At 63.0% G+C, this 18,958-nt stretch carries 17 protein-coding genes and 1 pseudogene; 11 read left to right on the top strand and 7 right to left on the bottom strand.

Annotated elements, in window-relative coordinates:
- The first annotated feature begins 99 nt into the window (after positions 1–99).
- Positions 100–909, top strand: coding sequence for a tRNA cyclic N6-threonylcarbamoyladenosine(37) synthase TcdA (gene tcdA, locus DMX11_RS22520; protein ID WP_177410780.1), 810 nt, complete (start codon positions 100–102; stop codon positions 907–909).
- Between the two features lie 49 nt (positions 910–958).
- Here the strand turns inward: tcdA and DMX11_RS22515 are convergent, their stop codons facing one another.
- The 4 genes from DMX11_RS22515 to DMX11_RS22500 form a co-directional block, all read right to left on the bottom strand.
- The gene (locus DMX11_RS22515; protein WP_110747011.1) at positions 959–1,369 is read right to left on the bottom strand and encodes a SufE family protein; all 411 of its coding nucleotides are present in this window, start codon (positions 1,367–1,369) and stop codon (positions 959–961) included.
- Positions 1,366–2,571, bottom strand: coding sequence for a cysteine desulfurase (locus DMX11_RS22510; protein ID WP_110747008.1), 1,206 nt, complete (start codon positions 2,569–2,571; stop codon positions 1,366–1,368). The genes DMX11_RS22515 and DMX11_RS22510 overlap by 4 nt, the downstream gene beginning before the upstream one ends.
- An 81-nt stretch (positions 2,572–2,652) precedes the next feature.
- Positions 2,653–3,687, bottom strand: a complete 1,035-nt coding sequence (gene dapD / locus DMX11_RS22505; protein ID WP_110747006.1) for a 2,3,4,5-tetrahydropyridine-2,6-dicarboxylate N-succinyltransferase — start codon at positions 3,685–3,687, stop codon at positions 2,653–2,655.
- Positions 3,688–3,718: 31 nt separating this feature from the next.
- On the bottom strand, positions 3,719–4,066 hold the full coding sequence (locus DMX11_RS22500) for an ArsC family reductase (protein WP_003252272.1): 348 nt from the start codon (positions 4,064–4,066) through the stop codon (positions 3,719–3,721).
- Positions 4,067–4,401: 335 nt separating this feature from the next.
- Between DMX11_RS22500 and DMX11_RS22495 the strand changes: the two genes are divergently transcribed.
- Entirely contained in the window at positions 4,402–6,048 is a 1,647-nt protein-coding gene (locus DMX11_RS22495) for a Na+/H+ antiporter (RefSeq protein WP_110747003.1), read from the top strand.
- Positions 6,049–6,110: 62 nt separating this feature from the next.
- Here DMX11_RS22495 and dapC read toward each other — a convergent pair whose 3' ends face one another.
- From dapC to map, 3 genes are read right to left on the bottom strand one after another with little or no spacing between them, the layout of a single operon-like run.
- A complete protein-coding gene (gene dapC, locus DMX11_RS22490) occupies positions 6,111–7,307 on the bottom strand; it encodes a succinyldiaminopimelate transaminase (protein ID WP_110747001.1) in 1,197 nt (398 codons plus the stop codon).
- Between the two features lie 30 nt (positions 7,308–7,337).
- The gene (locus DMX11_RS22485; RefSeq protein WP_110746998.1) at positions 7,338–10,040 is read right to left on the bottom strand and encodes a [protein-PII] uridylyltransferase; all 2,703 of its coding nucleotides are present in this window, start codon (positions 10,038–10,040) and stop codon (positions 7,338–7,340) included.
- A gap of 44 nt (positions 10,041–10,084) precedes the next feature.
- A complete protein-coding gene (map, locus tag DMX11_RS22480; RefSeq protein ID WP_110746996.1) occupies positions 10,085–10,867 on the bottom strand; it encodes a type I methionyl aminopeptidase in 783 nt (260 codons plus the stop codon).
- A gap of 347 nt (positions 10,868–11,214) precedes the next feature.
- On the opposite strand from map, the gene rpsB reads away from it, so the two are divergent.
- The 9 genes and pseudogenes from rpsB to DMX11_RS22435 all read left to right on the top strand — a co-directional run.
- Positions 11,215–11,952: a 30S ribosomal protein S2 gene (rpsB, locus tag DMX11_RS22475; protein WP_003252287.1), complete on the top strand. Its 738-nt coding sequence runs from the start codon at positions 11,215–11,217 to the stop codon at positions 11,950–11,952.
- Between the two features lie 185 nt (positions 11,953–12,137).
- The gene (tsf, locus tag DMX11_RS22470) at positions 12,138–13,001 is read left to right on the top strand and encodes a translation elongation factor Ts (RefSeq protein ID WP_012270835.1); all 864 of its coding nucleotides are present in this window, start codon (positions 12,138–12,140) and stop codon (positions 12,999–13,001) included.
- Positions 13,002–13,182: 181 nt separating this feature from the next.
- Entirely contained in the window at positions 13,183–13,926 is a 744-nt protein-coding gene (gene pyrH, locus DMX11_RS22465) for a UMP kinase (RefSeq protein ID WP_012270836.1), read from the top strand.
- A complete protein-coding gene (gene frr / locus DMX11_RS22460; protein ID WP_110746994.1) occupies positions 13,923–14,480 on the top strand; it encodes a ribosome recycling factor in 558 nt (185 codons plus the stop codon). Before pyrH ends, frr begins: the two co-directional genes overlap by 4 nt.
- Before the next feature lie 15 nt (positions 14,481–14,495).
- The gene (gene uppS / locus DMX11_RS22455) at positions 14,496–15,251 is read left to right on the top strand and encodes a polyprenyl diphosphate synthase (protein WP_110746992.1); all 756 of its coding nucleotides are present in this window, start codon (positions 14,496–14,498) and stop codon (positions 15,249–15,251) included.
- A complete protein-coding gene (locus DMX11_RS22450; protein WP_110746989.1) occupies positions 15,251–16,066 on the top strand; it encodes a phosphatidate cytidylyltransferase in 816 nt (271 codons plus the stop codon). The genes uppS and DMX11_RS22450 overlap by 1 nt, the downstream gene beginning before the upstream one ends.
- Positions 16,063–17,253: a 1-deoxy-D-xylulose-5-phosphate reductoisomerase gene (gene ispC, locus DMX11_RS22445; RefSeq protein ID WP_110746987.1), complete on the top strand. Its 1,191-nt coding sequence runs from the start codon at positions 16,063–16,065 to the stop codon at positions 17,251–17,253. The genes DMX11_RS22450 and ispC overlap by 4 nt, the downstream gene beginning before the upstream one ends.
- 71 nt (positions 17,254–17,324) lie before the next feature.
- Positions 17,325–18,677: an RIP metalloprotease RseP gene (gene rseP / locus DMX11_RS22440; RefSeq protein ID WP_110746984.1), complete on the top strand. Its 1,353-nt coding sequence runs from the start codon at positions 17,325–17,327 to the stop codon at positions 18,675–18,677.
- A gap of 73 nt (positions 18,678–18,750) precedes the next feature.
- Positions 18,751–18,958 (top strand): annotated as a pseudogene (locus DMX11_RS22435) (outer membrane assembly protein); the annotation flags it as partial.

Below are 18,958 nucleotides of genomic sequence, written 5' to 3'. Positions count from 1 at the left end.
GAGATAGGACATTAAAGCAGGGTTGGCGGTCTCTTTCCTAACGATGCAGGCCATGGGCCCGCTGGCATATAATGCGCGCCGGTTTTTTGGGGTATGAACATGAGCACAGAAGATCCACGCTTTGCCGGCGTCGCCCGGCTGTATGGCGACCAGGGGCTGCAACGCCTGGGTCAGGCCCATGTGGCCGTGGTGGGGATTGGCGGGGTCGGCTCGTGGGTGGCCGAAGCGTTGGCGCGTAGCGGCGTGGGCGAGATCACCCTGTTCGACCTGGACGATGTCTGCGTCAGCAACACCAACCGCCAGGCCCATGCCTTGGAAGGGCAGGTGGGGCGACCGAAGGTCGAGGTGATGGCCGAGCGTCTGCGGGCAATCAACCCGGGGTGCGTGGTGCATGCAGTGGCAGATTTCGTCACCCGCGAGACCATGGTCGAGTACATCACCGAAAACCTCGATTGCGTGATCGACTGCATTGACAGCGTCATGGCCAAGGCAGCGCTGATTGCCTGGTGCCGTCGGCGCAAGATCGCCATCGTTACCACCGGTGGCGCCGGCGGGCAGATCGACCCGACACAGATCCAGATCGCCGACCTCAACAAGACCTTCAACGACCCGCTGGCCTCGCGGGTGCGCTCGACCCTGCGCCGCGACTACAACTTCTCGCGCAATGTCAGCCGCAACTATGGCGTGCCATGCGTGTTTTCCAGCGAACAGCTGCGTTACCCCAAGGGGGATGGCAGCGTGTGCCTGCAGAAAAGCTTCGTTGGCGAAGGCGTGCGGCTGGACTGCTCGGGTGGTTTCGGTGCGGTGATGATGGTGACCGCGACTTTTGGCATGGTGGCGGCGAGCAAGGCGATAGAAAAACTGGTGGCGGGGGCGCGCCGACCGTCGGAGCGGGTCAAGCCCGAATAGAACGCGCCGGCTGCTTCGCGGGCCTGCCCGCGGAGCAGCCGGGGCCACTTCAGCGGTCGGACGCCAATTCCGCCATCCGCTGCAACACCGCATGCAGCCCATTGCTGCGCGACGGCGACAATTGGCGCTCCAGCCCAAGCTCGGTAAACCACTCGCGCAGATCGATCCCGGCCAGCTCCTCGCTGGGTATTCCCTGCACCCGCACCAGCAACAGCGCCAGCAGCCCACGCAACAAGCGGGCATCGCTGCTGGCCTTGAACCGCCAGATTCCCTCGACCTGCTCGGCCACCAGCCACACCAGGCTTTCGCAGCCATGCACCCGGTTGGCCTCGGTCTTTTCGTCGTCAGCCAGCGGCTCCAGGCGATCACCCCACTGCATCAACAGCCGCGCACGCTGTTCCCAGCCCTTGCCCTGTTGAAAAGCTTCCAGCGCTTGAAGCGCCTGATCCGACAGGTTCATTGCAACAACTCCAGGCCTTGGTCCAGTGCTGCAAAGAATCGCTGCAGGTCATCGCTGTCGTTGTATAACCCCAGCGATACCCGTATCGCGCCCTCCAGCCCCAGCCCTTTCAGCAGGGGCATGGCGCAGTGATGCCCGGCACGTACGGCAATGCCCTGCTCGGTGAGCAGGTGGGCGATGTCGGCATTGTGCACGCCCTCAATCACGAAACTGGCCAGGGCCGTCTGGGGCGCACCCAGCACCCGCACTCCCTCACGATCCGCCAGGCCGCGCAGCAAGTGCTGATGCAAGCTGTTTTCGTGGGCTTCTACCGCTTGGGCATCGAGGCTGGCCAGGTAGTCCAGGGTGGCGCCCAGGCCGATTACCCCGGCAATTGGAGGTGTGCCTGCTTCAAACCCCAGTGGCGCCGGGCGGAAGCTGGCGCCCTGGTAGTCGGCCAGTTGCACCATCTCGCCACCGAACTGCCAGTGGCGCAGCAGCTCCAGGGCCTGGCTGCGGCCGTAGAGCACGCCAACGCCATCCGGGCCATACAGCTTGTGGCTGGAGAACACATAGAAGTCGCAGCCCAGTTTTTGCACGTCGTGGCGGCCATGCACTACGCCTTGAGCACCATCGACCACGGTCACGGCACCTTGGGCACGGGCATGCGCCAGTAGGGCGGGCAGCGGCTGCCAGGTGCCGAGCACATTGGACAACTGACTGACCGCGAGCACCCGGGTGCGCGGGCCGATCAATTGCAGGGCCTGGTCCAGGTCGATGCGGCCTTGGGTATCCAGCGGTAGCACCACCAGGCGCAGGTTGCGCCGCTGGGCCAACTGTTGCCAAGGCAGCAGGTTGGCATGGTGCTCCAGGGCACTGACGGCAATCTCGTCACCGGCCTCGAAGCGGTGCTCCAGGCCATAGGCCAGCAGGTTCAGTGCCGAGGTGGCGCCGTGGGTGAACACCACCTGCCGTGAGTCAGCGGCATTGAGCCAGGCGGCAACCTTGTCGCGGCTGGTTTCGAAGGCCTGGGTCGCCAATGCGCCAGGCAAGTGCTGGGCACGGTGCACGTTGGCCGCGCCATGGCCGTAGTAATGGCTCAGGGCATCGAGCAGGGCTTGCGGCTTCTGGGTGGTGGCGGCGCTGTCCAGATAGGTCTGGTGCTGCCGTTGCAGGGCGGCGATGGCGGGGAAGTCGGCACGCCAGGGAGAGGGCTGGAACATGTTTGCGAGGCCTGGAATGAAAATCGGGTCTGGTGCGTTGGCGCCAGACCCGATCTTAACACCTCAAACCCGGCAAGGTTCTCAGTTGTGAGCGTGCAGCGCTTCGTTCAGCTCGATGGCCGACTTGTGGGTCTTGCACTCCACCGCGCCGTTCAGCGAGTTGCGGCGGAACAGCAGGTCGGTCTGGCCGGCCAGGTCGCGGGCCTTGACCACTTTGACCAGCTCGTTGTTTTCGTCCAGCAGGTTCACCTTGGTGCCGGCAGTGATGTACAGGCCAGCCTCGACGGTGTTGCGGTCGCCCAGTGGGATGCCGATACCGGCGTTGGCGCCGATCAGGCAGCCTTCACCAACCTTGATGACGATATTGCCGCCACCGGACAGGGTGCCCATGGTCGAGCAGCCGCCGCCCAGGTCAGAGCCCTTGCCGACGAATACGCCTGCGGAAACGCGGCCTTCGATCATGCCCGGGCCTTCGGTGCCAGCGTTAAAGTTGACGAAGCCTTCGTGCATGATGGTGGTGCCTTCGCCAATGTAGGCGCCCAGGCGCACACGAGCGGTGTCGGCGATACGCACGCCGGCCGGGACCACGTAGTCGGTCATTTTCGGGAACTTGTCCACCGAGAACACTTCCAGCAGTTCGCCCTTCAGGCGCGCTTCCAGTTGCAGCTCAGCCAGTTCGCTCAGGTCTACCGCGCCCTGGTTGGTCCAGGCCACGTTCGGCAGCAGCGGGAAGATGCCGGCCAGGCTCACGCCATGCGGCTTGACCAGGCGGTGCGACAGCAGGTGCAGCTTGAGGTAGGCCTCTGGGGTGGAGGTCAGGGCGGCGTCTTCGGCCAGCAGGGTGGCGACCAGCGGCTTGTGGCTTTCGGCCAGGCGGGTCAGCAGGGCGGCCTGGGACGCGTCGACGCCTTTCAGGGCTTCGGCCAGTTGTGCGGCCTGGGCGTTGCTGAAGGCGATGGCCTGGTTGCCACCTTCGTAACCGAGAACAGGGGCTACTGCAGCAACCAGTTCGGCGCTCGGGTTGAGCAGCGGTTGTGCGTAGAACACTTCCAGCCAGGCGCCCTGGCGGTTCTGGGAGCCGACACCGAAGGCCAGGCTGAACAGGGTATTGGACATGTGATTACCTCGTGCGAAATAGGGTAGGGGCTCAGGCCAGGGCAGCGGCGTACAGGTCGGGCTTGAAGCCAACCAGAGTACGCGCGCCAAGGTCGAGCACCGGGCGTTTGATCATCGACGGCTGGGCCAGCATCAGCTCGACGGCCTTGGCCTGGTCGAGGTCGGCCTTGCTGGCGTCGTCCAGCTTGCGGAAGGTGGTGCCGGCACGGTTGAGGATGACTTCCCAGCCGTGTTCGTCGCACCAGCGGTTCAGGCTGTCACGGTCGATGCCTTGGGTTTTGTAATCGTGGAATTCGTAGGCGATGGCTTTGTCTTCGAGCCAGGTACGCGCCTTTTTCATGGTGTCACAGGCTTTGATGCCGTAGAGCGTGTAGGTCATTGTGTACATTGGGGATACAGGTTGCCCCAATCTCTCCGTTTTTCGATTTCAGTCGCGGGATTATGCGGGAACGAAACAGTGAGCGCCACGGGTGTGCTTGCCTTGCGCCGTACAGTGTGTCGGAGATCGAGCGCCGCAGGACCCGAGTGACGCATGCTCAGGCGAGAGGAGGTCCGCGCGCCGCCATCGCCTTAAGTATCATCGTGTTACATATTCCGCCGTCACCTGCGACTATCGTGCAGCGGCCCCACGCTGTCGGTCGCCGCTAACATATTGTTTCAATGGCGATGTTTCGCCTTGCTACCGTTTCTGGTTCACAAAGGAAGCTTTCCCGGATGCAGTCCGCCTACACCGTCCTCATCCTGCTGACGCTGGTCAGCCTGTCGAAGCTGGTCGGCCGCATGATTCCGCTGCCCTTGCCGCTGGTGCAGATCGCCGCCGGAGCCTTGCTGGCCTTGCCGACCCTGGGCCTGCATGTAGCCCTGGACCCCGAATTGTTCCTGTTCCTGTTCTTGCCGCCGCTGCTGTTCGCCGACGGCTGGCGCATCCCCAAGCGTGAGTTGTGGCGCATTCGCGGGCCAGTGGTGGCGCTGGCCGTCGGGTTGGTGCTGTTCACCGTGGTCGGGGCTGGCTACTTCATTCACTGGCTGCTGCCGAGCATCCCCCTGCCGGTGGCCTTCGCCCTCGCGGCGGTCCTGTCGCCGACCGATGCCGTGGCGGTATCGGCCATTGCCCAGGACCGCCTGCCCACTCCGCTGATGCACATGTTGCAGGGGGAGGCCCTGATGAACGATGCATCGGGCCTGGTGACCTTCAAGTTCGCCCTGGCGGCGGCGATCACCGGGGTGTTTTCGCTGACCGATGCAAGCTTCAGCTTTGTGCTGGTCGCGCTTGGCGGGCTGGCGGTGGGGGTGGGCCTGAGCTGGCTGGTCGGCCGCCTGCGGGCGTGGATGATCGCGCGCGGCTGGGACGACCCCGCCACCCACGTGGTGTTCATGCTACTGCTACCATTCGCGGCCTACGTGCTGGCCGAGCGCCTGGGCGTTTCGGGCATCCTTTCGGCGGTGGCAGCCGGCATGATGCAGAGCTGGCTCGACCTGCTGCCACGCCAGACCAGCACCCGCCTGCTCAACCGTAGCGTCTGGTCGCTGCTGGAGTTCGCCTTCAATGGCCTGATCTTCCTGCTACTGGGCCTGCAGTTGCCGGACATCATCAAAGCGGTGGTCAGCCACGAGGCTACCGTGTGGCCGACCCTGGCCTACCGCTGCCTGGACGTGGTGGCGATCTTTGCTGCGCTGATCCTGCTGCGGTTCATCTGGGTGCAGAGCATCTGGCGTTCGATCGGTGTGGTGCGTCGCTGGCGTGGCAAGCCGGCGCTGGTGCTGATGCCTACGGCGCGCTCCTGCTGGCTGCTGACCCTGGGCGGAGTGCGCGGTGCGGTGACCTTGGCGGGTGTGATGTCGGTGCCGTTGCTGATGGGCGCGGGCAAGGCCTTCCCTGAGCGAGACTTGCTGATTTTCATTGCCGCCGGGGTGATCCTGCTGTCGTTGATCAGCGCCTGCATCGCGCTGCCGATGTTACTGCGCGGGGTGACCAAGAGCCCGGACGAGCGCTTGCACCAGGAAGTGCAGGAAGCCTGGCGGCGTACGGCCGAGGCGGCGATTCATGCCTTGGAAGCAGAGGAGGTGATCGACGCCACAGCCCCGCAAGATGCTGCTCAGGCGACCCTGGCAACCGAGCTGAAGGCACGGTTGATGGCTGAGTACCGGGATGAGCTGGACAGTTACAACGACAGTGCCGAGGCCAAGGCCCTGGCCGAACAGATGGACTTGCTGGAGCGGCGTTTACGCCTGCGTGCGCTGAGGGCGCAGCGGCTGGAGTTGTATAACCTGCATCGCCAGCACCTGGTGGGAGATGAGGTGGTGCGGCAGGTACTGGGGGAGCTGGATATGAGTGAGGCGAACCTGGGGCAGGTCAAGTAGACCTAATGGCTGCAATTCGCGGGCTTGTCCCGCGAATGGGGCGCAAAGCGCCCCCGGTTCAGTCAACGGTTTTGCAGGAAGGCGCGAATCCGCTCTGCCGCCTCGATGCACTCGGCCAGCGGTGCAACCAGGGCCATGCGCACGCGCCCGGCACCCGGGTTCACGCCAGCCACTTCACGCGACAGGTACGACCCCGGTACCACGGTCACATGCTGGGCTTCGAACAGGTCGCGGGTGAACTCGGCATCACAGCCCGGCACCTTGGCCCACAGGTAGAAGCTGCCATCCGGGCGTTGCACGTCCATCACCGGCTGCAGGATGTCCAGCACGGCATCGTACTTGGCGCGGTACTGGTCGCGGTTCTCGCGTACATGCGCCTCATCTTGCCAGGCGGCGATGCTGGCCAGCTGGGTCTGCACCGGCATGGCGCAGCCGTGGTAGGTACGGTAGAGCAGGAACGGCTTGATGATGTTGGCATCGCCAGCCACGAAGCCCGAGCGCAAACCTGGCAGGTTGGAGCGCTTGGACAGGCTGTGGAACACCACGCAGCGCGCAAAATCGCTACGGCCCAGCTCGGCGCAGGCGCTCAGCAGGCCCGGTGGCGGCGCATCCTCGTCGAAGTACAGCTCGCTGTAGCACTCGTCGGCCGCAATCACGAAGTCATGTTGGTCGGCCAGGGCAATCAGCTTTTTCAGGGTCTCCATGGGCACCAGCGCGCCCGTCGGGTTGCCTGGCGAGCACAGGAACAGGATCTGGCAACGCTGCCACACCTCGGCTGGTACGGCGTCGAAGTCCGGATTGAAACCGTTGTTTTCCAGGCACGGCAGGTAGTGCGGGGTGGCGCCGGCCAGCAGCGCTGCGCCTTCGTAGATCTGGTAAAACGGGTTGGGGCTGACCACCAGGCCGTCATCGGCGCGGTTGACCACCGCCTGGGTGAAGGCGAACAGCGCTTCACGTGTGCCGTTGACCGGCAGGACGTGGCGGTCGGCGTCCAGCCAGCCGGTCGGCACGCCAAAGCGCCGCTCGCACCATTGGCCGATGGCCTGGCGCAGGGCCGGCAGGCCGACGGTGCTGGGGTACACCGCCAGCTTGTCGAGGTTGTCGGCCATGGCCTGGGCGACGAATGCCGGCGATTCGTGCTTCGGCTCACCGATCGACAGGGCGATGGCGCGTTTGTCCGCCGCAGGCTTCACGCTGCCCAGCAGGGCGCGGAGCTTCTCGAACGGGTAGGGCTGAAGCTGGGTCAAAGCATGGTTCATCGGCGCAAGGTCTCGTCAATCGTCTAATCGTTAAATGGTCACGCGGGTCGGGCTGGTGTCGCTACCTTGGCCGGCTTGTAGCTGCTGCACGATGGCCTCCTGCAGGCGGCTGCACAGTTGCGGGTCAGACAGCGGCTGGTTGTCGGCATCGGTGATGAAGAACACGTCCTCCACCCGTTCGCCGAGGGTGGCGATCTTGGCGTTTTGCAGCGACAGGTCGAACTCCAGGAAGATCCGCCCCAGCCGGGCCAGCAGGCCCGGGCGGTCAGGGGCGGTGATTTCAAGGATGGTCACCGGCCGTTGGGCATCGTTGAGGATGGTCACCTGCGGCGGGAAATCGAAATGCTTGAGCTGGCGCGGCACCCGGCGCTGGATGATGGTCGGGTAGTCTTCGGGGTTGCGCAGCGCTTCGGTCAGGCCGTCGCGAATCTGCCGGACCCGCTGCGGGTTGTCGCCGATCGAGCCGCCGTCGTTGTCCAGAACGATATAGGTGTCGAGGGTGAACTGGCTGCTCGAGGTGATGATCCGCGCGTCGTGGATGTTCAGGTTCAGCTGCGACATGGCCGCCACTGTCACGGCGAAGAAGTCGTGCTGGTCGGGGGCGTAGATGAAGATCTGGGTGCCACCCTCGAATTCGCGCTGGGTGGTTTCCTTGATCAGTACCAGAGGCCCGCCATCGGCTGGTTGCTGCAGGATCGCGTCACTGTGCCAGGCCACATCGGCGGCGGTGTGCTTGAGGAAGTAGTCGTCACCCAGCTGCGACCACAACTGCTCGACGTCGTCCGGGTCGGTACCCTCGCGCACCAGGATGTCCAGCGCTGCAGATTGGGTCTGGCGAATCTGCTCTTCGCGGTCCAGCGGGTTCTCCAGGCCGCGGCGCAGGGCGCGCTTGGTCTCGGTGTAGAGCTGGCGCAGCAGGCTGGCTCGCCACGAGTTCCACAGGCTGGGGTTGGTGGCGTTGATATCGGCCACTGTCAGCACGTAGAGGTAATCCAGGCGTGTCTCGTCGCCCACGTGCAGGGCAAAGTCGTTGATTACCTGCGGGTCGGACAGGTCCTTGCGCTGGGCGGTGGTCGACATCACCAGGTGGTTCTGCACCAGCCAGACGATCAGCCGGCTGTCCCATGCCGGTAGTTGGTGGCGTTCGCAGAACTTCTGCGCATCCACTGCACCGATTTCCGAGTGGTCGCCCTGACGGCCCTTGCCGATGTCATGGTAAAGGCCGGCCAGGTAGATCAGCTCGGGCTTGGGCAGGCGGCCCATGAGTTTGCTGGCCAGCGGGAATTTTTCGGATACTGGCGTGTATTGCAGCTTGCGCAGGTGCTTGATGAGGTTGAGCGTGTGTGCATCGACCGTATAGATGTGGAACAGGTCATGCTGCATCTGCCCCACGATCAGGCCGAATTCCGGCAGGTAACGGCCAAGAATGCCGTAGCGGTTCATCCGCCGCAGGTTGCGGTGGATGCCGATTTCGCATTTGAACAGCTCGATGAACAGGCTGGTGTTGCGGATATCGGTGCGGAAGGTGTCGTCGATCAGGTGCCGGTGCTCGCGCAGCAAGCGCACGGTGTCGGCGCGCACACCCTTGATTTCCGGGTGCTGGGCCATTAGCACGAAGATTTCCAGCATGGCGAACGGCGTACGCTTGAAGACGTTCGGTTGGCTGGCTTCTATATAGCCGTCATGCAGGCGGAAGCGCGCGTTCAGCGGCTGAGTGCTGCTGCTTTCCTCGTCGGCGAGGATGACTTCTTCGAAGTGCTGGATGATCAGGTCGCACAGCTGGCTGATGCTCATCACCACCCGGTAGTACTGCTGCATGAACTGCTCGATTGCCCGCTTAGGGTTGTCGTCGCTGTAGCCCAACAGTGCGGCCAGGCTGCGCTGGTGGTCGAACAGCAGGCGGTCCTCGGCGCGCCCGGCCAGCATGTGCAGGGCGTAGCGTACCTTCCACAGGAAGTCCTGGGACGAAGCCAGCAGTTCATTCTCGCTTTCCAGCAGGAAGCCTTCGCCGGCCAGTGCGTGCAGGTTCAGCGTACCGTATTGGCGCCGGGCGACCCACAGCACGGTCTGGATGTCGCGCAGGCCGCCAGGCGAGCCCTTGACGTTGGGCTCGAGGTTGTACTCGGTGTCGTTGTACTTGTGGTGGCGGGCCTTGAGCTCGGCACGCTTGGCCAGAAAGAACTCCTTGCTTGGCCACATGTGCGCGGTGCTGGTGACTTCCAGCATGCGTTGGCGCAAGGCCTCGGGGCCGGCAATGGTGCGGCTTTCCATCAGGTTGGTGATCACCGTCAGGTCGGCGCGAGCCTGTTCGGCGCATTCGTCGACCGTGCGTACGCTCTGGCCCACTTCCAGGCCGATGTCCCATAGCAGGGTCAGAAAGCGTTCGATGGCGTCGCGGTACTGCTCGTGCTCGGCAGCACCCAGCAGGATCAGCAGGTCGATGTCAGAATGCGGGTGCAGTTCACCGCGCCCGTAGCCGCCTACCGCGACCAGGGCGATGCCGCTGTGGTCACCCCAGTCGAACTGGTTCCACGCCTGTTGCAGGATATTGTCGACCAGCCAGGCGCGGGCCTCGATCAGCGGGCGGATTTCGCTGCCAGCGCGAAAACGCTTGTCGAGCACCTCGCCGGCCAGGCGGATGGCTTTCTTGAAGGCGGCGATAGGGCTCGCCTTGAGTGCCAGTTCCGCCTGGAACTGGCCGCGGTCGAACAGCTCGGGGTCCACCTGGGGCATCGCGTCACGTTCCTGTCGTGGGAGTGGTCTACCGGGGGGGGCGGTCAGGCCGAAGTGCGCGGGATGGTGTCGTCCTTGCGCAGGGTGAAGATCTCGTAGCCGGTCGCAGTCACGACCAGGGTGTGTTCCCACTGCGCCGAGAGCTTGCGGTCCTTGGTGATGGCGGTCCAGCCGTCGCCCAGCACCTTGGTGTCGGCCTTGCCCTGGTTGATCATCGGCTCGATGGTGAAGGTCATGCCTTCTTTCAGTTCCATTCCGGTACCGGCGCGGCCGTAGTGGAGGATCTGCGGTTCTTCGTGGAACACCTTGCCGATGCCATGGCCGCAGAACTCGCGCACCACCGAAAAACCGTTCTTTTCCGCGTGCTTCTGGATCACTTCACCGATGTCACCCAGGCGGCAGCCCGGCTTGACCAGCTCGATGGCCTTGTACATGCATTCCTGGGTCACCTTGGACAGGCGCTCGGCCCATACCGGCACGGTGCCCACGTGGAACATGCGGCTGGTGTCGCCGTGGTAGCCGTCCTTGATCACGGTGATGTCGATGTTCAGCGTGTCGCCGTCCTTGAGCGGCTTGTCATTGGGTATGCCGTGGCAGACTACATGGTTGATCGAGGTGCAGATCGACTTCGGATAGCCCTTGTAGTTGAGCGGCGCCGGGATGGCCTGCTGAACATTGACGATATAGTCATGGCAGAGGCGGTCGAGCTCTTCGGTGGTGACACCGGGCTTGACGTGTTCTTCGATCATTTCCAGCACTTCGGCGGCCAGGCGGCCAGCGATGCGCATCTTCTCGATGTCTTCTGCGGTCTTGATGGTGACGGTCATTACAGGCTCTCTACGGCGCCGTGCACGGCGCTAACAAACGGGAAAGGCCGGATTCTAGCAGAGCAGGGCGCCGATCGGTCGGGATAAAGGCGGCCATGCTGCTGTCTACAGCTGGCATTCTGGCGCGAAAGCCGGGGTGCTGCAAAAGCCGCTGACGGACGCGACAGTATCCGGGTTCCGTTCGGCTGCGGTCTGTGGTATAAAATGCGCCGCTTTCGGGGACGACCCCGTCAGCACTCAAACCCACACACGTGTCGACACGATGACCTGGGTGCCCCGAGTTGCAGAACTCGCGGGTTGGTCATTGGGATACGTGGAGGCCCAACCCGACTTATCAAGGAACTATCATGTCCCAAGTCAACATGCGCGATATGCTGAAGGCCGGTGTGCACTTCGGCCACCAGACCCGTTACTGGAACCCGAAAATGGGCAAGTACATTTTCGGCGCGCGTAACAAGATCCACATCGTCAACCTGGAAAAAACCCTGCCAATGTTCAACGACGCCCTGTCGTTCGTTGAGCGCCTGGCCCAGGGCAAGAACAAGATCCTGTTCGTCGGCACCAAGCGTTCCGCCGGCAAGATCGTCGCCGAGCAGGCTGCTCGTTGCGGTTCGCCATACGTTGACCACCGTTGGTTGGGCGGCATGCTGACCAACTACAAGACCATCCGCGCTTCGATCAAGCGTCTGCGCGACCTGGAAACCCAGGCCGAAGACGGCACTTTCGCCAAGCTGACCAAGAAAGAAGCCCTGATGCGCTCCCGCGACCTGGAAAAACTGGATCGCAGCCTGGGCGGCATCAAGGACATGGGCGGTCTGCCAGACGCTCTGTTCGTTATCGACGTTGATCACGAGCGCATCGCGATCACCGAAGCCAACAAGCTGGGCATCCCGGTTATCGGCGTTGTCGATACCAACAGCAGCCCTGAAGGTGTTGACTACATCATCCCGGGTAACGATGACGCCATCCGCGCTATCGAGCTGTACATGACTTCGATGGCTGACGCAGTCATCCGCGGCCGCAACAACGTTGCCGGCGGCACCGAAGTTTACGCTGAAGAAGCGGCTGCACCTGCTGCTGAGTAATAGGCGCTAGCGTCTACTTGGCACGCAAAAAGGGGGCTCTGCCCCCTTTTTGCCACCTTGAAATCCTGCTGTCAGCATCGTCCCCGCATCATGGGCCTGCTGAAATGAAAACAGCGGATTTGCAGAATTTAACGCCCGTGAACAACGGGTGGAATGGTTGAAAAACTTTCCAAGAGGATTTTGAAATGGCAGCAATTACTGCAGCGCTGGTCAAAGAACTGCGCGAGCGTACCGGCGAAGGCATGATGGATTGCAAAAAGGCCCTGGAAAAGGCCGGCGGCGACATCGAGAAAGCCATTGACGACATGCGTGCCTCGGGCGCCATCAAGGCCGCCAAAAAGGCTGGCAACGTCGCTGCTGAAGGCGCTATCGCGGTCAAGACCGACGGTAAATCCGCCGTTCTGCTGGAAGTGAACTCCCAGACCGACTTCCTGGCCCTGCAAGACGACTTCAAGAACTTCGTTGCAGAAAGCCTGGAAGAAGCCTTCGCCCAGAAGCTGACCGACGCTGCTCCGCTGATCGCCTCGCGTGAAGCTGCTCGTGAAGCCCTGGTTGCCAAGTGCGGCGAGAACGTCAACATCCGTCGCCTGGTGCGCGTTGAGGGTGACGTTGTCGGTGCTTACCTGCACGGCAACAAGATCGGTGCCGTTGTTGTCCTGAAAGGCGGCGACGTCGAGCTGGCCAAGAACATCGCCATGCACGTTGCAGCGTCGAACCCTGAGTTCCTGGATTCGTCGGAAATCTCCGCCGAGGCCATCGAGCGCGAGAAGGGTGTCTTCCTGCAGCTGAACGCCGACAAGATCGCCGGCAAGCCGGAAAACATCGTTGAGAACATGATCAACGGCCGTATCACCAAGTTCAAGGCCGAAGCCTCGCTGAAAGAGCAAGCCTTCGTCATGAACCCGGAAGTCAAGGTTGGCGAACTGGCCAAGAAAGCCGGTGCTGAAATCGTTTCCTTCACCTACTTCAAGGTAGGCGAAGGCATCGAGAAGCCAGTCGACGACTTCGCTGCTGAAGTTGCCGCTCAGGTAGCTGCTGCCAAGCAGTAAGACAGCCCCGTCTGTCGCCCCAAAGAGGCTGCCCGCTCACGCGCGCAGCCTCTTTGTCAAAGCGGAGGGGGGTTTATCCGATGCCCTCTTCGCTGGCACCAAAACGGTGCCACGCTACAGTTAGCAGGCTGCAAACAGCCCGCACGAATTTTCTAAAAGTACGCCGCAGGAGAGACTCGCAATGGCTCAGCAGGTGAGTGGTCGCCAACCTCGCTATAAACGCATTTTGCTCAAACTTAGCGGCGAGGCCCTGATGGGCTCGGAAGACTTCGGGATCGACCCGAAAGTGCTGGATCGCATGGCCCTTGAAGTTGGCCAGTTGGTAGGGATCGGTGTCCAGGTCGGCCTGGTGATCGGTGGTGGCAACCTGTTCCGCGGGGCCGCGCTCAGCGCAGCCGGCATGGATCGCGTTACCGGTGACCACATGGGCATGCTCGCCACCGTGATGAACGGCCTGGCAATGCGCGATGCGCTGGAACGCTCGAACATCCCGGCCCTGGTCATGTCGGCCATTTCCATGGTCGGTGTCACCGATCATTACGATCGTCGCAAAGCTATTCGCCACCTCAACTCCGGCGATGTGGTAATTTTCTCCGCCGGTACTGGCAACCCGTTCTTCACCACCGACTCCGCGGCCTGCCTGCGTGCCATCGAAATCGATGCTGACGTGGTGCTGAAGGCGACCAAGGTCGATGGTGTGTACACTGCCGATCCATTCAAGGATCCTCACGCCGAGAAGTTCGATCACCTGACCTATGACGAGGTCCTGGATCGCAAACTGGGTGTGATGGACCTGACCGCAATCGTCTTGTGCCGCGACCACGGGATGCCATTGCGGGTATTCAACATGAACAAGCCTGGCGCCCTGCTGAACATCGTGGTGGGTGGCGCTGAAGGTACTCTGATCGAGGAAGGCCAAGCATGATCAACGACATCAAGAAAAGCGCGCAGGAGCGCATGGGCAAGTCCATCGAGGCCCTGGCTCGTAACCTGGCGTCCATCCGCACCGGTCGCGCTCACCCGAGCATTCTGGACAGTGTCAAGGTGACTGCGTGGGGCAGCGAGATGCCGCTGAACCAGGTGGCTGCGATCACCGTGGAAGACGCGCGCACCCTGAAGATCGTCGCCCACGACAAGAACCTCAGCGCTGCCATCGAGAAGGCCATCCTCACCTCTGATCTGGGCCTGAATCCGTCCAGCGCCGGTACCACCATCCGTGTACCGATGCCGGCCCTGACCGAAGAAACCCGCAAGGGCTACACCAAGCAGGCCAGCGGCGTTGCCGAGGATGCCAAGGTGGCGGTGCGCAACGTGCGCCGTGACGCCCTGGCCGACCTGAAGAAGCTGACCAAGGACAAGGAAATCAGCGAAGACGAAGAGCGTCGCGCAGCGGACGAAATTCAGAAGCTGACCGACAAGTTCATTGCTGAAGTCGATGCCGCCTACAAAGCCAAGGAAAAGGACCTGTTGGCCGTCTAAGGCCGGGGTTTTTTAATGGAAAAGACCAAGCCAGCGGCGCCGTCCTCGGTGCCGCGTCATGTCGCGATCATCATGGATGGCAACAACCGCTGGGCGAAAAAGCGCCTGCTGCCCGGCGTTGCTGGGCACAAGGCGGGTGTCGACGCCGTTCGCGCGGTCATCGAAGTTTGTGCTCAGTCCGGGGTCGAGGTCCTGACCCTGTTCGCCTTCTCCAGCGAAAACTGGCAGCGCCCGGCCGAAGAGGTGGGGGCGTTGATGGAGCTGTTCTTCTCGGCACTGCGCCGTGAGGCCAGGCGCCTCAACGAGAACAACATCAGCCTGCGCATCATCGGTGACCGCTCGCGGTTTCACCCTGAGCTGCAGGCTGCCATGCGCGAGGCCGAAGCACAGACCGCCGGCAGCAACCGCTTCATCCTGCAGATCGCGGCCAACTACGGTGGCCAGTGGGACATCGCCCAGGCCGCCCAGCGGCTGGCGCGGGAAGTGCAAGCCGGGCACCTGCGCCCGGAAGACATCACCCCAGGCCTTTTGCAGACCTGCCTGGCAACCGGCGAGCTGCCGCTGCCGGACCTGTGCATCCGCACCGGTGGCGAGCACCGCATCAGCAATTTCCTGCTGTGGCAGCTGGCTTATGCCGAGTTGTACTTCTCCGACCTGTACTGGCCGGACTTCAAACACGAGGCCATGCGCAATGCCCTGGCCGATTTCGCTTCGCGCCAGCGCCGCTTCGGTAAGACCAGCGAGCAGGTCGAGGCTGGAGCTCGTGCTTAATGCTTAAACAACGCATCATTACCGCGCTGATCCTGCTGCCGATCGCGCTGGGTGGTTTCTTCCTGCTCAACGGTGGGGATTTCGCCCTGTTCATCGGCTTCGTGGTGACCCTCGGCGCCTGGGAGTGGGCGCGCCTGGCCGGGCTGATGGCCCAGCCGCTGCGCATCGCCTATGCCTTGGTGGTCGCCGGGGCGCTGATGCTGCTTTACATCCTTCCAGAGCTGGCGCCGTGGGTGCTGGGTGCTGCGGTGATCTGGTGGGGGCTGGCCACCTGGTTGGTCCTCACCTACCCGCGTACCAGCGAGCTGTGGGCCAGCGCCGCCTGCCGCTTGCTGATCGGCCTGTTGGTGTTGCTGCCTGCCTGGCAGGGGCTGGTGCTGCTCAAGCACTGGCCGCTGGGCAACTGGCTGATCCTCTCGGTCATGGTATTGGTATGGGCCGCCGACATTGGCGCGTACTTTTCTGGCCGGGCGTTCGGCAAGCGCAAGCTGGCCCCGCAGGTCAGCCCGGGCAAAAGTTGGGAAGGTGTGTATGGCGGTCTGGCGGTCAGCTTGCTGATTACCCTGGGTGTCGGCATCAGCCGCGGCTGGGGCGTTGGCCAGATCCTGCTGGGCCTGCTGGGCGCCGCGTTGCTGGTGATGGCTTCTGTGGTGGGTGACTTGACCGAGAGCATGTTCAAGCGCCGGTCCGGCATCAAGGACAGCAGCAACCTGTTGCCTGGCCATGGCGGCGTGCTTGATCGCATCGACAGCCTCACGGCGGCGATCCCGATCTTTGCCGTGCTGTTGTGGGCTGCCGAATGGGGTGTGATGTGAGTCGCCCGCAGCGTATTACCGTGCTCGGTGCCACCGGCTCGATCGGCCTGAGCACGCTGGATGTGGTTGCCCGTCACCCAGATCGCTACCAAGTGTTCGCCCTCAGTGGTTATTCGCGTATCGACGAGCTGTTGGCGTTGTGTGAGCGTCATCGCCCGGCGTTTGCCGTGGTGCCAAGCGCCGAGGCTGCCGAGCGGCTGCGCGCTGGCTTGGCTGCGGCTGGCTCTACCACCGAAGTGCTGGAAGGCGAGGCCGGGCTTTGCCAGGTGGCCGCGGCGGCAGAAGTGGATGCAGTGATGGCGGCCATTGTCGGTGCCGCTGGGCTGCGCCCGACGCTGGCAGCCGTAGAGGCCGGCAAGAAGGTGTTGCTGGCCAACAAGGAAGCGCTGGTCATGTCGGGCGCGCTGTTCATGGACGCAGTGCGGCGCAGTGGTGCCGTATTGTTGCCGATCGACAGCGAGCATAACGCGATCTTCCAGTGCATGCCCGGCGACTATGCCCGTGGCCTGAGTGCCGTGGGTGTGCGCCGCATCCTGCTTACCGCCTCCGGTGGCCCGTTCCGCGAGACGCCGGTCGATGCCCTGCTGGACGTGACCCCGGAGCAGGCTTGTGCGCACCCGAACTGGTCCATGGGGCGCAAGATCTCTGTCGATTCGGCCAGCATGATGAACAAAGGTCTGGAGCTGATCGAAGCCTGCTGGTTGTTCGATGCCGCCCCGGCCAAGGTCGAAGTGGTGGTGCACCCGCAGAGCGTGATCCACTCGCTGGTTGACTACGTGGACGGTTCGGTACTGGCGCAGCTGGGCAACCCGGATATGCGTACACCGATCGCCAATGCCTTGGCCTGGCCTGAACGGATCGATTCCGGCGTGGCGCCGCTGGACCTGTTCGCCATCGCCCGTCTGGATTTCCAGTCGCCCGACGAACAACGCTTCCCTTGCCTGCGCCTGGCGCGGCAGGCTGCCGAGGCTGGCAACAGTGCGCCCGCCGTACTCAACGCAGCCAACGAAGTGGCCGTCGAGGCATTTCTTGGGCGGCGTATTCGCTTTCCCGAGATCGCGAGTATGATCGAACAGGTGCTCGGCCAGGAACCCGTCGTGCCCTTGCCGTCGCTGGACGCGGTGTTTGCCGCCGACCAGCGTGCCCGGGAGCTTTCCCGTGAGTGGCTGAGGCGTCACGGTCGCTGATGCAGGCCCGCCATGGTTCGTGAGGTGCCTGCGCGTGACGCCGGCCCGCTGAACATCATTCGGAGATGGACATGACAGCGCTCTACATGATTATCGGCACCCTCGTGGCCTTGGGTGTGCTGGTCACCTTCCACGAATTCGGCCACTTCTGGGTGGCGCGTCGCTGCGGGGTCAAGGTGCTGCGTTTCTCGGTGGGCTTCGGCATGCCGCTGTTGCGCTGGCACGACCGCCACGGCACCGAGTTCGTGGTGGCCGCGATTCCGCTGGGCGGCTATGTGAAGATGCTCGACGAGCGCGAGGGCGATGTGCCGCCAGCGTTGGCCGGGCAATCGTTCAACCGCAAATCGGTGCGCCAGCGTATCGCCATTGTGGCAGCGGGCCCTATTGCCAACTTCCTGCTGGCCATCCTGTTCTTCTGGGTGCTGGCGATGCTGGGTACCCAGCAGATTCGCCCGGTGATAGGTGCGGTCGATACTGGCAGCCTGGCAGCATCGGCTGGCCTGACCGCAGGCCAGGAAATCGTATCCATCGACGGCAAACCGACCAGCGGTTGGTCGGCGGTCAACCTGCAACTGGTTCGCCGCCTCGGCGAGAGCGGCACGCTGCAGGTTGGCGTGCGCGACGAAGGTGCCACGGCCGAGCGCCAGTTACAGGTGAAACTGGACAGCTGGCTGAAAGGTGCCGATGAACCGGACCCGATCCAGTCCCTCGGTCTGCACCCCTGGCGCCCGGCTATCGTGCCAGTGCTCGCCGAAATCGATCCCAAGGGGCCGGCTGCCGCTGCGGGCCTGAAGACCGGTGACCGGCTGCTGGCCGTCGATGGCGCGGCCGTGACCGAATGGCAGCAGGTCGTCGACAGTGTGCGTGCCCGCCCGGATGCCAAGGTGGTAGTGCGCGTGGAGCGCGATGGTACTGCCCTTGAGGTGCCGGTAACCCTGGCCCGTAAAGGCGAGGGCAAGGCGGCTGGTGGCTATCTGGGTGCCGGGGTAAAAGGTGGCGAATGGCCTGCCGACATGCTCCGTGAAGTCAGCTACGGCCCACTGGATGCGGTAGGTGAGGGCTTGTCGCGCACCTGGAACATGAGCGTCCTGACCCTTGAATCGCTGAAGAAAATGCTGTTCGGGGAGCTCTCGGTAAAAAACTTGAGTGGACCGATAACCATTGCTAAAGTGGCGGGCGCTTCAGCCCAGTCCGGCGTCGGGGATTTCCTGAATTTCCTTGCCTACCTGAGCATAAGCCTGGGGGTTCTTAACCTGCTGCCCATTCCTGTACTGGATGGGGGGCATTTGCTGTTTTACCTGGTCGAGTGGGCGCGCGGTCGTCCGCTCTCGGATCGGGTGCAAGGTTGGGGGGTCCAGATCGGTATCAGTTTGGTCATAGGGGTGATGTTGCTCGCCCTGATCAACGATCTGGGTCGACTATAAAGCTTCGCTCAATTGCGAACCTGCCGTGTTATCGCGGTGGGTTGTTTATTGCCAGTTGGAATAAAAGGACTTCATGAAACGTCTGCTGCTAACTGCGGTCATGTCCGCACTGATGATCGCTGAAGTTCACGCCGAGTCCTTCACCATCTCCGATATTCGCGTCAACGGCCTGCAGCGGGTTTCCGCCGGCAGCGTGTTCGGGGCCTTGCCGCTGAACGTCGGTGACCAGGCCGATGACCGCCGTCTGGTGGACTCGACCCGTTCCCTGTTCAAGACCGGGT

Origin of the sequence: Pseudomonas sp. LB-090624, assembly GCF_003205205.1 — a bacterium.
Lineage (GTDB): Bacteria > Pseudomonadota > Gammaproteobacteria > Pseudomonadales > Pseudomonadaceae > Aquipseudomonas.
Note: the sequence above shows the minus strand (reverse complement) of the source record. Positions and strands in the feature narration are given on the sequence as shown.